Here is a 13979-nt window from a genome sequence, read left to right as displayed (position 1 = left end):
CTCTTATGCACACTCCAAAACTGATGCTCCCTACCCTTCTCTCGCTGGCCGTGCTGTCCGGCGCGACGTTCGCCACCAGCGCCAGCGCTGCGTCGACCCTCGTGCCGCCGCAGGGCTACTACGAAGGCGTCGAGAAATTCAAAAGCGGCGAAGGCAAATTCAGCTGTGAGGCCACTCCGCAGCCGTATACCGGCTCGCTGCAATTTCGCAGCAAGTACGAAGGCTCGGACAAGGCTCGCTCCACGCTGAACGAAGTCTCGGAAAAAGCCTTCCGCGACTCCACCAAAGACATCACCACCATGGAACGCAACACCAGCAAAGTGGTGATGCAGTACATGCGTGACGGTCGCCCCGAGCAACTGGACTGCGCGCTCAACATGTTGACCACATGGGCCAAGGCCGATGCGCTGGAGTCCAAAGACTTCAACCACACCGGCAAGTCGATGCGTAAATGGGCACTGGGCAGCATGTCGTCTTCGTACCTGCGCCTGAAGTTCTCCGAGTCGCATCCACTGGCGACCCGCCAGCAGGACGCGCAAGTGATCGAGGCCTGGTTCAGCAAGCTGGCTGATCAGGTGGTCAGCGACTGGGACAACCTGCCGCTCGACAAGACCAACAACCACTCGTACTGGGCAGCCTGGTCGGTGATGTCCACCGCCGTGGCGACTAACCGCAAGGATTTGTTCGACTGGTCGGTCAAGGAATTCAAGATCGCCGCCAACCAGGTCGACCCGCAAGGCTTCCTGCCTAACGAGCTCAAGCGCAAACAGCGCGCGCTGGCATACCACAACTACGCGCTGCCGCCGCTGGCGATGATCGCCAGTTTCGCCCAGGCCAACGGGGTCGATCTGCGTCCTGAAAACAACGGCGCGCTGAAGCGTCTGGGTGATCGGGTGCTGGCTGGCGTCAAGGATTCCGGCGACGAATTCCAGGCCAAGGATGGTCAGAAGCAGGACATGACGGACCTGAAGAAAGACATGAAATTCGCCTGGCTGGAACCGTACTGCTCACTCTACGACTGCGGCCCGGACACCTTGGACAAGAAGCACAAGATGCAGCCGTTCAAGAACTTCCGCCTCGGTGGTGACATCACCCGGACCTATGACCCGAGTCATGAGAAGGGTGAGAAAGGCGGTTCTTGAGCTCGACGCGTTGATCGTTCCCACGCTCCGCGTGGGCACGCATCCTCTGACGCTCTGTGTCGCCGTTGAATGGCGCGGAGCGCCGAGAGATGCATTCCCACGCGGAGCGTGGGAACGATCCAACCAGTAGGCGCATTCATGTTTCACCCCTCCATTTTTCATGGGGGGTTTGGGGGGGCTTCGGCCCTTGATGTTGGACAAATGGAGAGATAAGGATGGTTTTCTCATCCAACGTGTTCCTGTTCCTGTTCTTGCCGGTGTTTCTCGGCTTGTACTACCTGAGCGGGCAACGCTATCGCAACCTGCTGCTGCTGGTCGCCAGCTACGTGTTCTATGCGTGGTGGCGAGTGGACTTCCTGGCACTGTTCGCAGGTGTGACGCTGTGGAACTACTGGATCGGCCTGCGCGTGGGCGCTGCCGGAGTCAGGACCAAACCCGCCCAGCGCTGGCTGCTGCTCGGTGTGGCGGTCGATCTGTGCATCCTGGGTTATTTCAAATACGCCAACTTCGGCGTGGACAGCATCAACGCGATGATGACCTCTATTGGTCTTGAGCCGTTCATCCTGACCCACGTGCTGTTGCCGATCGGGATCTCGTTCTACATCTTCGAGTCCATCAGCTACATCATCGACGTCTACCGTGGCGACACGCCGGCAACGCGCAACCTCATCGACTTTGCAGCGTTCGTGGCGATCTTCCCGCACCTCATCGCAGGTCCGGTACTGCGCTTTCGCGACCTGGTGGACCAGTTCAACAACCGCACCCACACGCTGGACAAGTTCTCCGAAGGCTGCACGCGGTTCATGCAGGGTTTCATCAAAAAGGTCTTCATCGCCGACACCCTGGCAGTGGTTGCCGACCATTGCTTCGCCCTGCAACATCCGACCACGGGCGACGCCTGGCTCGGCGCGCTGGCGTATACCGCGCAGCTGTACTTCGACTTTTCCGGTTACAGCGACATGGCGATCGGCCTGGGTCTGATGATGGGTTTCCGCTTCATGGAAAACTTCAAACAGCCTTACGTCAGCCAGTCGATCACCGAGTTCTGGCGACGCTGGCACATCAGCCTGTCCACCTGGCTGCGTGACTACCTGTACATCACCTTGGGCGGCAACCGTGGCGGCAAGGTCGCGACCTACCGCAACCTGTTCCTGACCATGCTGCTGGGTGGTCTGTGGCACGGCGCCAATATCACGTACATCGTCTGGGGTGCCTGGCACGGTGTGTGGCTGGCGATCGAAAAAGCCCTGGGCCTGAACACCAACGCACGCACCTTCAACGTCGTTCGCTGGGCCTTCACCTTCTTGCTGGTGGTGATGGGCTGGGTGATCTTCCGCGCAGAAAACCTGCACGTTGCCGCCCGCATGTACGGCGCGATGTTCAGCTTCAGCGAGTGGCAACTGTCCGACCTCAACCGCGCCAGCCTCACCGGCTTGCAGGTGGCGACGCTGATCGTGGCCTACATCACCCTGGCGTTCTTCGGCCTGCGCGACTTCTACAAGAACCGCACACCCGCCAAGCCAACCAGTGACGCACCTGTTCAGGCCGACGGTCCTGCCACCGCGCAGCCAGGCCTGATCAAAGCCGTTCCGGGCGACACGCCGGGCAGCATTCATCAACCGGGTTACATCGTGGGCACCGAAGCGCAGGTTCAGCCTGCCTACTGGACCGCCGACTGGTCGCGCTACGTCATGCGCGCCCTGATCCTGCTGATGTTCGTAGCCTCGATTCTCAAACTCTCGGCGGCCAGTTTCTCGCCGTTCCTGTACTTCCAGTTCTGAGGAGCCTGACATGACCCGTTCATTACGTTTCCTCTACACCTTCCTGTTCCTGGCCATTCTGCTGGTACTGGGCCTGTGGTCGCTGCGCAGCTTCATCGGCTTCTCGACGTCCAAGGAAACCACGGTGCTTAACGGTCACTGGACCAAGGCTGTGGAAACCCACTACGACGAGGAATTCCCGATCAAGCGTCTGGGCACCAACCTCTGGGCCGCGCTGGACTACAAGGTCTTTAATGAAGGCCGTCCGGGCGTGATCCTGGGCAAGGATCAGTGGCTATACACCGACGAAGAGTTCGACGCGGTGGCCAACGGCGAGCAGAACGAAGCCGACAACCTGGCGATCATCGAAGGCGTGCGCGACACCTTGAAGAAACAGGGCACGCAACTGGTGCTGGCGATTGTTCCGGCCAAGACCCGTCTGTACCCGGAGCACGTCGGCGACAACAAACCGGCCGCACTGCACACCGACCTGTATCAACAGTTCCACGCGAAAGTGAGCCAGGCCGGCATCGTTGCGCCTGACCTGCTGGCACCGCTGCAAAGCGCCAAGGACAAAGGCCAGGTGTTCCTGCGCACCGATACCCACTGGACGCCGATGGGCGCCGAAGTGGTCGCGCAACAACTGGGCGAAGTGATCGCCAAAGAGACACCGTTGAGCGGCGATCCACAAACCTTCGTCACCGAAGCCAAGTCCAGCGCGCCGTACAAGGGTGACCTGACCAACTTCCTGCCGCTGGACCCGTTGTTCAGCAACCTGTTGCCAAAACCGGATGACCTGCAGCAACGCAGCACCAACCCGGCGCAGGCAGAAGGTGAAAGCGGCGACGCGCTGTTTGCCGACAACTCGGTGGCGGTCGGTCTGGTGGGCACCAGCTACAGCGCCAACCCCAACTGGAACTTCGCGGGTGCCCTGAAACAGGCCCTGCACAGCGATGTCGTGAATTACGCCGAAGACGGCCATGGCCCGATCCTGCCGATGCTCAAGTATCTGCAGACCGACGCCTTCAAGAGCAGCCCGCCGCAGGTGCTCATCTGGGAGTTCCCGGAGCGCTACCTGCCCGCTCACAACGACCTGACCGAGTTCGACCCGCAGTGGATCGCCGAACTCAAAAAGGCTCGTGACCCTCAACAAAATCTGGCTCAGACCGCCAGTATTTCTGGCTCCAACACCCCTTCCGAGACGCCCAACCGGGCGCAAAACTGAGAGGACTACTCAAAATGACCTTGCAGAACCCAACTCGTATGCCTACCCGTTCGACCAAGACCGGCCTGCTGAAAACCTGCGTCCTGGCCGCCAGCCTGGGCTTCGTCTCCCTCTCGGCATTCGCCGGTGGCGACGCTGCCCTGTACGGCCCGACCGCACCGAAAGGCTCGACCTTCGTGCGTGTGTACAACGCCAGCAACGCCGAAGTCAGCGCCAGCGTCGGCAACACCAGCCTCAACGAAATCGGCCCTCTGGCCAGCAGCGATTTCAGCTTCATGCCACAGGGCGACTACAGCGCCAAGATCGGTAGCAACACCCTGCCGGTGAAACTGGCAAGCGACCACTACTACACCATCGTCAACAACACCTCGGGCGCGCCGCAGCTGGTTGAAGAACCTCCGTTCAAGAACAAGCAGAAGTCGCTGGTGCGTGTGCAGAACCTGAGCGACAAGCCATTGACCCTCAAGACCGCCGACGGCAAGACCGACGTGGTCAAAGCCGTCTCCGCCAAGGGCACGGGCGAGCGTGAAATCAATCCGGTCAAAGTCAGCTTCGCGCTGTTCGACGGCGACAAGAAAGTCAGCGACCTGAAGCCGGTTGCCCTGGAGCGTGGCGAAGCCGCTGTGCTCTACATCACCGGCAATGGCAGCAACCTGTCGCCAGTCTGGGTCAAGCGCCCGACGTCGACTCAGTAAGAAATGAAACCTCGCCTTCGGCTGTTGATTCTGGCCGAAGGCCGTAGGCGCGCGCTTGCCCGCGAACAGTGGTGGGTCAGACGACCACCCTGTCGCAGCAAGATCGCAATCGCGAGCAAGCGCGCGCCTACAGAATTTCGCGGATGGCGCCGGGTGATGCGGAGCAAACACACCACGAGGGCGCCGACCGCAGCGGTACAAGAACAAGACAGACGAAACGACAGAACAACCGACGTATAGCCCATTCGAACGCTATTGCTATTTGGAGAATTAAAATGATTCCAGTGATCTTGTCAGGTGGCAGCGGTTCCCGACTCTGGCCTCTTTCGCGTAAACAGTTTCCAAAACAGTTCCTGGCATTGACCGGCGAACACACCCTGTTCCAGCAGACCCTCGAGCGCCTGGTATTCGACGGCATGCAACACCCGATCGTGGTGTGCAACAAGGACCACCGTTTCATCGTCGGCGAACAACTCGGCGCACTCGGCCTGGACACTCAGGCGGTGATCATGGAACCGTTCGGTCGCAATACCGCGCCTGCGGTCGCTATCACCGCCATGATGCTGGCCAACGAAGGTCGCGATGAGCTGATGCTGGTCTTGCCAGCTGACCACGTGATCGACGACCAGAAAGCCCTGCAACGCGCACTCGCGCTGGCCACCGTCGCGGCCGAGCGTGGCGAAATGGTGCTGTTCGGCGTCCCGGCCACCAAGCCGGAAACCGGTTACGGCTACATCAAGTCCACCGCCGATGCCCTGCTGCCTGAAGGCGTGAGCCGCGTGGCCCAGTTCGTCGAGAAGCCTGACGAGCAGCGCGCCATCGAATTCGTCGAGGCGGGCGGTTACTACTGGAACAGCGGCATGTTCCTGTTCCGTGCCAGCCGTTACCTGGAAGAGCTGAAAAAGCACGATCCGGACATCTACGACAACTGCCTGCTGACCCTTGAGCGCAGCAAGCACGACGGCGACAACATCGAACTGGATCAAGCCAGCTTCGCCTGCTGCCCGGACAACTCCATCGACTACGCCGTTATGGAAAAAACCCAACGCGCTTGTGTGGTGCCGCTGGATGCAGGCTGGAGCGACGTGGGTTGCTGGTCCTCGCTGTGGGATGTGCATGACAAAGACGCAAACGGCAACGTCACCAAAGGCGACGTGGTTATCCAGGACAGCCGCAACTGCATGGTTCAGGGCAACGGCAAGCTGGTCACTGTCATCGGTCTGGACAACATCGTGGTCGTCGAAACCAAGGACGCCATGATGATCGCCCACAAGGACAAGGTTCAGGGCGTCAAGCAGATGGTCAACACGCTCAACGAGCAAGGCCGCACCGAAACCCAGAACCACCTCGAAGTCTATCGCCCATGGGGCTCGTACGACTCCGTGGACATGGGCGGCCGCTTCCAGGTCAAGCGCATTTCGGTCAAGCCGGGCGCCAGCCTGTCGCTGCAGATGCATCACCACCGCGCCGAACACTGGATCGTGGTATCGGGCACCGCTCAGGTCACCTGCGACGAGAACGTGTTCCTGCTGACTGAAAACCAGTCGACCTACATCCCGATCGCTTCGGTTCACCGCCTGCGCAACCCAGGCAAAATCCCGCTGGAAATCATTGAGGTCCAGTCGGGCAGCTACCTGGGCGAAGACGACATCGAGCGCTTCGAAGACGTCTACGGTCGCTCGACACCCGGCATTGAAGCCGGCGTGAGAACCCAGACCATCGCACGCTGATCGATCTGTCATAACAACCAGCAACAACCGGTTGTCGTGCCCCCGTCCGCTCTCTGCGTATTCCCCATCCGCAGAGGGTGGGTGGGGGCTTTTTATTTGAATAGCCTGGAAAAACGGCGTGCCGAAGATCGCATCCAGGAATGTTCGCCTGGCTGGCTGCGAGAGAAAGCCTTGGGTTGATTTCCCTGATGCCAAGCGATGACCGCGAACGTTGCAACAGAGTCCGCATTGTTCAACAGCACATCGAGACGGGCGAGGTTATTTTCCCTGAATACACGCTTCCGATCGCTGCTGAGTGGCGACTCGCTGTATTTCGAGATCACTTTCTCGTAATAGGCCACATTCAACGGGTTCATGTTTTTCTCGTTTGGCCCCTTTGAAAGCAATTTCTGTGAATTCTTTTTAAAAGCGTCAATGTATTTCTTCTGCGCGCTGAACCCTTCTCCTGGTGTCTCAAGCTTCGAATCGACATATGCAAAATCCCGCGTGTGGTGGACCACGTGGCTGGTTTCGTGAATGAGGGTTTTCGCAACGTCAAGCGAATGCCCTTTTTCAAGGAACCACTGGGCCAAGGAGATCGACCTGTCCCCAGGCGTGTTGACGCTGGATGCATGTCCTTTGAGACTTGCGGGCAATTCGGCGAGCTCCAACCATCGCTCCTGATCACTGTCAAGTCTGTCCAGCAACCGACGCATCTCAATGAGTCGGCTGTTCAGTTCGTGGTCAAAATAAGCGGGTCTATCAGACCCAAAACTCGATGTGAGCGCCTCGTTAATGGCCGTTTGCTGCTCCATTGACGCGGGGCGACTCGTTACGAAGTCCAGGACATCTTTGCTCAGCTGCAAAACTTGTCGCATTTTCATCTGTGCGGGCTGTGGAAAGTTTGAAATACCGATTGCGATTTTTTTAGGTTCCTCTGGTTTAAGGCCGTACGGATCAACAAAAAAAAGCGGCCGATTGGCGGCAAAAACAAACAGATTGAGTCCACCTCTTTCTCCCGCCGGATCCGGGTTTATCCACCGCATCAACCACGGCGCGTAATACCTCAGGCCATAGTAATAAAGCCCCGTCGCATCTCGTTCCTTGCCTGAGTAGCGCAACGTCTTGTAGCTGACCTCAACGTCGCCACGTCCGGCAAACCAGGCCGTCTCGCCATACGGGTAATAGATTTCCTGACTGATCAGTTCCCCATCCGCGCTCAGCTCCAGTGTGCTGGAACCCAGATGGTCAGAAAGGCTGTAGCGGACCTGATCGTTTTCGAGGGTCTCGGGCTTTCCGGCTTGCCAGTGCAACACGCGCACATCGCTACGGCCCGCGGTGGCGGTGATGACATGCAGCACTTCGCCCGTCGCCGTGTTCGTGCGGATCTCCAGGCCAGGCAAGTAACGCACTTCGTTAAGGTGGGTGACGGTTCTGGCCTGGGTGGTCCTGACTTTACGCACACGCAGGCCCGCCGCGTCGTAGCGATAGACTTCACTGTCATTGATCCCGGACTCGCGTTCCACGGGCGTAACTTTAGTGAGTTGATTACGCACATCCCATTGCAAGGTCTGGCCGGGTTGCAAGGCTCGCAGATTACCGTTGGCATCGAAGGCCTCCGCAATCTGTTCTTCGCTCGGCGGCTGATCGGCTGTCTGCAGCACGCTGCGATTGCTCGTGCTTGCCGTCGCAAACCGTCGGGTGAAGCCTTGAGCCCCTGTATGAGTCAGCGTTTGCAGATTGCCAGCCGCGTCGTATTCATAACGCTGGGTGTAGCTGCCGAGTTCGTCAGCCTGAATGAACGTGCGAAACGCGTCGTTGGCAGGCCCACGATTCATCGTTTTCGCCTCATACCCCGTGGCCTCGATCAGTTGATACAACGTGTCGTAAGCAAACGTGCGCAGCGGTTCGACCTGCTGATTGGCGAAGTGGCGAACGGGTTGCGCCAGGTCTTCTATCTGCAAGACATTGCCCACCGGGTCGTAGGCGTAATTCAGATCCTGAAGACAGCCGTTGTCAGCGCGCAACCTGATCAAGCGGCTATCGACGGGATCGTAATCGAGCGCCGTAATAACGCCGTTACCAGCGGTTTCCGATGTGATGCGACCTTGCGCGTCGTAGGCGATATCGCTGACCAGAGTTTGCGGAGACTGTCCTCGCAACTGCAAATCTGTGGACGTGAGCTGCCCCGCCACGGTGTACGCAAATGCCTGAACAGTGCCCATAGCATCGGTCTGTTCGAGTGCATCGCCCAACGGTCCGAAACGCCAGATGGATTTAGCACCTTCACCCGGCTCCAGCACGGCATCTCGCTCAGAGACCAAGACCGGCCAATCAGGCACGCTGAGGTCTTTCACGAACCTGCGGGTCTGTTCGATCACCTCGCCCGTCAAACTAAACACCCGATTAGCCACCGAACCGGCTGGATCGTCATGCTGAATCAGCTGACCGCATTGATTGGCGAAGGCGTCATTGGCGCCACCATATGCCAGACGCTCGGCGCAGTGCCCGACAGTGTCATCACCTTCGAAAACGGCTGACGGACGCAGCAAAGAATCGTATTCCACACGCTGCCAATGCCCGCGCGCATTCCAACGGTGATCGCGCTGGCCCACCTCGTTTAACAACTCCGCGCTCCATCCGGCATCCACGCTGTCAACGAACAGCGCCCGTCCGGTCAGCGAATGGACAGACTTCAGATTGGCCGGACGCTCTGCGGCATTGCCCAAAACGCCCCCGAGTCGCGGATCCCAACGCTGAATCAAACGACCATGCACGTCGAAAGCCGAACGATCAACCCGCTCGGAAATCGACCCGCCTGGCTGCGCACGATGGAAAGAAACGGATCGAACCGGCAGGCCACGCGGCTCAACAACAGCAAGCGTCGGTGTATGGGTATGTAAGCTGTCCAGATCAGGCATGGCGAGTGCACTCCGTTGCAGTCATCCATTTAAGGCTAGCTCCTCGCCGGGCTGACGAAATACCGTCAGTCCGGCACGCATTCAACGGCGCACGGAACCCCGCCGGCATCTTCACCCGCTCGCCCGCCCTCTGTGTACTCCCCATCCGGAAAGAGTGGGTGGTTTTTTTATCGTTGCCCGGGGTTTGACCCTTTTCGTCAGGTCACAAGACTGTGAGTTCAGTGGACCCTCACCCGCCCACCCTTTTCTTGACAGATGAAATCCGGCTCAAAAACTCTGCCTTCGATGATTCTCGACGCTGGACATCATTTGACACATAACGTTCAAAAAAAGCATCCCAGTCCGTCGATAGCAGACTCGCTTTCGTCTCAGGGTTCTCTACGAATAGGTTTATCTGCGCATCACTGAGGTCAGAGCCCTTTATGGCCTCGTAGCCGGGCTCAAGGATCAGGTCGTGATCAATCGCAAAAGGGTTACCGGCTTCATCAAACACTATATTTCCATGCCGACCATCGTCGAGCCGGTCACGAGCATTCAAGAGAAAATCAAACACGTAGAGTTTTGAGCGTCTGCGGTCAAAAGCAGGTTTCGCCAGTGCGGGATGTACGTAACGTGACAGGACCTCTCTGTCCTTGCCGGGCTGTAATATTGTCGCTGGAACAAGATTCAGCTTCAGCGTCTCACTGAACTCATACGCAAAGACTTCGTTGCGTGCCCCTGATTTTTGTCGGGCCACCCCCTCCTCATCCAAAGCTGCCATCGAAGAATAGTCTTTATGAACAGCCCACTCGTTACTCTCAAGCGCAACCACCCAGGTTTCGTAGCTGCTGGACACATCTCTTATTGGACTGAACGTGAATGGCTCGGGTCCCGGCACCAGCCGTTCATAGGGGGCGGGCATATTTTGGGGCACGTTCTGCAAACGTGAATCCGGTACGGTTTGGTGCGGTACGGTCGGCAGCACGCCCCGGCTGATAGAAGAAGGTGGGCGGTCCGGAATCGGAGGAGGCCCGCCTCGCGGCATGGCTGAAGGTGGACGTTCCGGGATCGGGGGCGGAGCGCGTCCCATCAGCCCATCATGGTCCACCCGGTTGATCGGGTTCCCCCTGACCATGCGATAAACATTCAAGCCGTCTATAGTCCCCGCCGGATCCGGATTTATCCACCTTAACAACCACGGCGCGTAATACCTCAGTCCATAGTAATAAAGCCCCGTCGCATCCCGTTCCTTGCCTGAGTAGCGCAACGTCTTGTAGCTGACCTCAACGTCGCCACGTCCGGCAAACCAGGCCGTCTCGCCATACGGGTAATAGATTTCCTGACTGATCAATTGCCCATCCGCGCTCAGCTCCAGTGTGCTGGAACCCAGATGGTCAGAAAGGCTGTAGCGGACCTGATCGTTTTCGAGGGTCTCGGGCTTTCCGGCTTGCCAGTGCAACACGCGCACATCGCTTCGGCCCGCGGTGGCAGTGATGACATGCAGCACTTCGCCCGTCGCCGTGTTCGTGCGGACTTCCAGGCCGGGCAAGTAACGCACTTCGTTAAGGTGGGTGACGGTTCTGGCCTGGGTGGTCCTGACTTTACGCACACGCAGGCCCGCCGCGTCGTAGCGATAGACTTCACTGTCATTGATCCCGGACTCGCGTTCCACGGGCGTAACTTTAGTGAGTTGATTACGCACATCCCATTGCAAGGTCTGGCCGGGTTGCAAGGCTCGCAGATTACCGTTGGCATCGAAGGCCTCCGCAATCTGTTCTTCGCTCGGCGGCTGATCGGCTGTCTGCAGCACGCTGCGATTGCTCGTGCTTGCCGTCGCAAACCGTCGGGTGAAGCCTTGAGCCCCTGTATGAGTCAGCGTTTGCAGATTGCCAGCCGCGTCGTATTCATAACGCTGGGTGTAGCTGCCGAGTTCGTCAGCCTGAATGAACGTGCGAAACGCGTCGTTGGCAGGCCCACGATTCATCGTTTTCGCCTCATACCCCGTGGCCTCGATCAGTTGATACAACGTGTCGTAAGCAAACGTGCGCAGCGGTTCGACCTGCTGATTGGCGAAGTGGCGAACGGGTTGCGCCAGGTCTTCTATCTGCAAGACATTGCCCACCGGGTCGTAGGCGTAATTCAGATCCTGAAGACAGCCGTTGTCAGCGCGCAACCTGATCAAGCGGCTATCGACGGGATCGTAATCGAGCGCCGTAATAACGCCGTTACCAGCGGTTTCCGATGTGATGCGACCTTGCGCGTCGTAGGCGATATCGCTGACCAGAGTTTGCGGAGACTGTCCTCGCAACTGCGAATCTGTGGACGTGAGCTGCCCCGCCACGGTGTACGCAAATGCCTGAACATTGCCCATAGCATCGGTCTGGTCGAGTGCATCGCCCAACGGTCCGAAACGCCAGATGGATTTAGCACCTTCACCCGGCTCCAGCACGGCATCTCGCTCAGAGACCAAGACCGGCCAGTCGGGCACCTCAAGATCATCTAAAAACCGACGCACCTGCTTCGTCACTTCTCCCGTCAGACTGAACGCCGAGTGGGAAACCGAACCCGCCCGATCGTCGTGACGAATCAGCTGACCGCATTGATTGGCGAAGGCGTCATTGGCGCCACCATATGCCAGACGCTCGGTGCAGCGCTCATTCAGGCCATCGCTTTCGAAAACAGCCCCGATACGCAACATCGAATCGTATTCGAACCGCTGCACATTCTCCCTGGCATCCCAGCGACAACGGCGCTCTCCCGCGCTGCCAAAGAACGCCACATCCCATCCGGCATCAACACGCTCACTCAACAACGGCTGAGCCGTCAGCGACGAAATGAAACTCAGGTTGCTCGGCGTGCCGGGATCTTGCCCCACGCGGTCCCACAGCCGCGGATCCCAGCGCCGGACCAGCCGACCCGCGGAATCATAGCCGCAGCGGTCCACCCGTTCAGCCACGGACTCGTCGGCACGCGTGCGATGAAAAGACACCGAACGAACAGCCAAACCGCGCGGATCGGTCACCGACAATGTGGGGGTATGAGTGTGAAGTGCTGAGAGGTTGCCCATGTCACATGCATTCCATTGCAATCATTCATTACAGCCTAGCTGCAACGTATCCCGCCTGAATGACCTTCAGTCTGGATCCATGGTCATCGCGATAAAAACGCCAATTGGTCTTCCCACACCCTTTAGGTACGATGCCCCCATCTGCATTCGCGAGTCCGAAGACATGATTATCGGCGCCGTATTGATCTTTACCTGGCTGGTCCTCTTGCTGCGCTACCCCTCCAAGGCATTACCCGTCTCACTGGCGGCAGCCGTTGGGCTAGGCATTGTGGCGGGTGTGGTGGTCTGGCAAGACAAGCGCGACGCGCAACGGCTGGAACGCCTGCAGTTGCGTCTGGATTACGCACCCCAACAATGCCCGACCGGCAGGCCATTGCTGGTGCTGATCGATAACGGTAACGATGTCCCGTTGCAGGAACTGCGCTGGAAAGTGGGAGCCTATGCCCCAGGCGATACCGTCAACCTGGCCGACGACACCTACACAGCACCACGCTACCGCGGCCCCGGCGAGCTGTTGCCGGGCAGCCAATGGCAGGATTGCCTGCCGTTGCCGCCTCTGCGCAATGGTTACCGACCGCAAACGCTCGAGTTTCGCGCCGAACGGCTGCAAGGCACCTTTTCCGACTGACGCCTCACCTTTCAAGGAATGAAACACATGCCCCTCGTCTTGATTACCGGTTGTTCCAGCGGCATCGGCCGCGCCATGGCGGATGCGTTCAAAGGGGCCGGCCACGAGGTCTGGGCCACAGCGCGCAAGACTGCCGATGTGGATGGGCTTATCGGCGCGGGGTTTCGCGCGGTGCACCTGGACGTCAACGATGCGGCGGCACTGGACAGGCTGGCGGCCGAGCTTGGCCGACACGGCAAGGGGCTGGACGTGTTGATCAACAACGCGGGTTACGGCGCCATCGGCCCGTTGCTCGACGGCGGCGTGGAAGCGATACGCAGGCAGTTCGAGACCAACGTGTTTTCCATCGTCGGGGTGACGCGCGCGCTGTTTCCACTGCTGCGCCGCAATAAAGGCTTAGTGGTGAATATCGGCAGTGTGTCCGGTGTTCTGGTCACCCCATTTGGTGGCGCCTACTGTGCCTCCAAAGCGGCGGTCCACGCGATGAGCGACGCCTTGCGCATGGAGCTGGCACCCTTCGGCGTTCGCGTCCTGGAGGTCCAGCCGGGCGCCATCGACACCCACTTTGCCAAGAACGCCAGCCATGAAGCCGAACAAGTGATTCACGAGGGATCTGCCTGGTGGCCGTTGCGCGAAGGCATTCGCGCTCGCGCAAACGCATCACAAGGGAATCCGACCCCGGCCAGCGATTTCGCCCACGACGTGCTCAACGCCGTGCAGCAACCTAAACCACCCTATCTGCTGAGGTCGGGTAACGGCTCGCGGGCGCTGCCACTGCTCGCCCGCTGGCTACCGGCGCGATTACGGGACCGGATCCTGAGCAGGCGGTTTGGCTTGAACGTGAAACTCTGAC

9 protein-coding genes are annotated in these 13979 nt (G+C 59.0%); 7 read left to right on the top strand and 2 right to left on the bottom strand.

The window, feature by feature from the left end:
- Positions 1-5: 5 nt before the first annotated feature.
- From BLS87_RS16995 to BLS87_RS16975, 5 genes are all read left to right on the top strand, one after another.
- Positions 6-1142, top strand: coding sequence for a mannuronate-specific alginate lyase (locus tag BLS87_RS16995; RefSeq protein WP_074753957.1), 1137 nt, complete (start codon positions 6-8; stop codon positions 1140-1142).
- A gap of 215 nt (positions 1143-1357) precedes the next feature.
- On the top strand, positions 1358-2923 hold the full coding sequence (locus tag BLS87_RS16990; RefSeq protein WP_074753702.1) for an MBOAT family O-acyltransferase: 1566 nt from the start codon (positions 1358-1360) through the stop codon (positions 2921-2923).
- 10 nt (positions 2924-2933) lie between these two features.
- Complete coding sequence (locus BLS87_RS16985) at positions 2934-4127, top strand: alginate O-acetyltransferase (protein ID WP_074753698.1); 1194 nt, start codon at positions 2934-2936, stop codon at positions 4125-4127.
- A gap of 38 nt (positions 4128-4165) precedes the next feature.
- Positions 4166-4822: an alginate O-acetyltransferase AlgF gene (locus BLS87_RS16980; protein WP_074753955.1), complete on the top strand. Its 657-nt coding sequence runs from the start codon at positions 4166-4168 to the stop codon at positions 4820-4822.
- Positions 4823-5097: 275 nt separating this feature from the next.
- A complete protein-coding gene (locus BLS87_RS16975; RefSeq protein WP_074753694.1) occupies positions 5098-6552 on the top strand; it encodes a mannose-1-phosphate guanylyltransferase/mannose-6-phosphate isomerase in 1455 nt (484 codons plus the stop codon).
- 92 nt (positions 6553-6644) lie between these two features.
- On the opposite strand, the gene BLS87_RS16970 is transcribed toward BLS87_RS16975, so the two are convergent.
- Together BLS87_RS16970 and BLS87_RS16965 are read right to left on the bottom strand one after the other, a co-directional pair.
- The gene (locus tag BLS87_RS16970; RefSeq protein ID WP_074753690.1) at positions 6645-9452 is read right to left on the bottom strand and encodes an RHS repeat-associated core domain-containing protein; all 2808 of its coding nucleotides are present in this window, start codon (positions 9450-9452) and stop codon (positions 6645-6647) included.
- A gap of 229 nt (positions 9453-9681) precedes the next feature.
- Positions 9682-12498, bottom strand: a complete 2817-nt coding sequence (locus BLS87_RS16965; RefSeq protein ID WP_074753686.1) for an RHS repeat-associated core domain-containing protein — start codon at positions 12496-12498, stop codon at positions 9682-9684.
- 163 nt (positions 12499-12661) lie between these two features.
- Here BLS87_RS16965 and BLS87_RS16960 point away from each other — a divergent pair, with 163 nt between their 5' ends.
- Entirely contained in the window at positions 12662-13126 is a 465-nt protein-coding gene (locus BLS87_RS16960) for a multidrug transporter (protein ID WP_074753682.1), read from the top strand.
- 27 nt (positions 13127-13153) lie between these two features.
- Complete coding sequence (locus tag BLS87_RS16955) at positions 13154-13978, top strand: SDR family oxidoreductase (RefSeq protein ID WP_074753680.1); 825 nt, start codon at positions 13154-13156, stop codon at positions 13976-13978.
- Position 13979: the final 1 nt, after the last annotated feature.

Origin of the sequence: Pseudomonas abietaniphila, assembly GCF_900100795.1 — a bacterium.
In the GTDB taxonomy this organism is placed as follows: Bacteria; Pseudomonadota; Gammaproteobacteria; order Pseudomonadales; family Pseudomonadaceae; genus Aquipseudomonas; species Aquipseudomonas abietaniphila.
The sequence above is the reverse complement of the archived record's forward strand: the minus strand, read 5'-3'. Positions and strand labels throughout refer to the sequence as shown.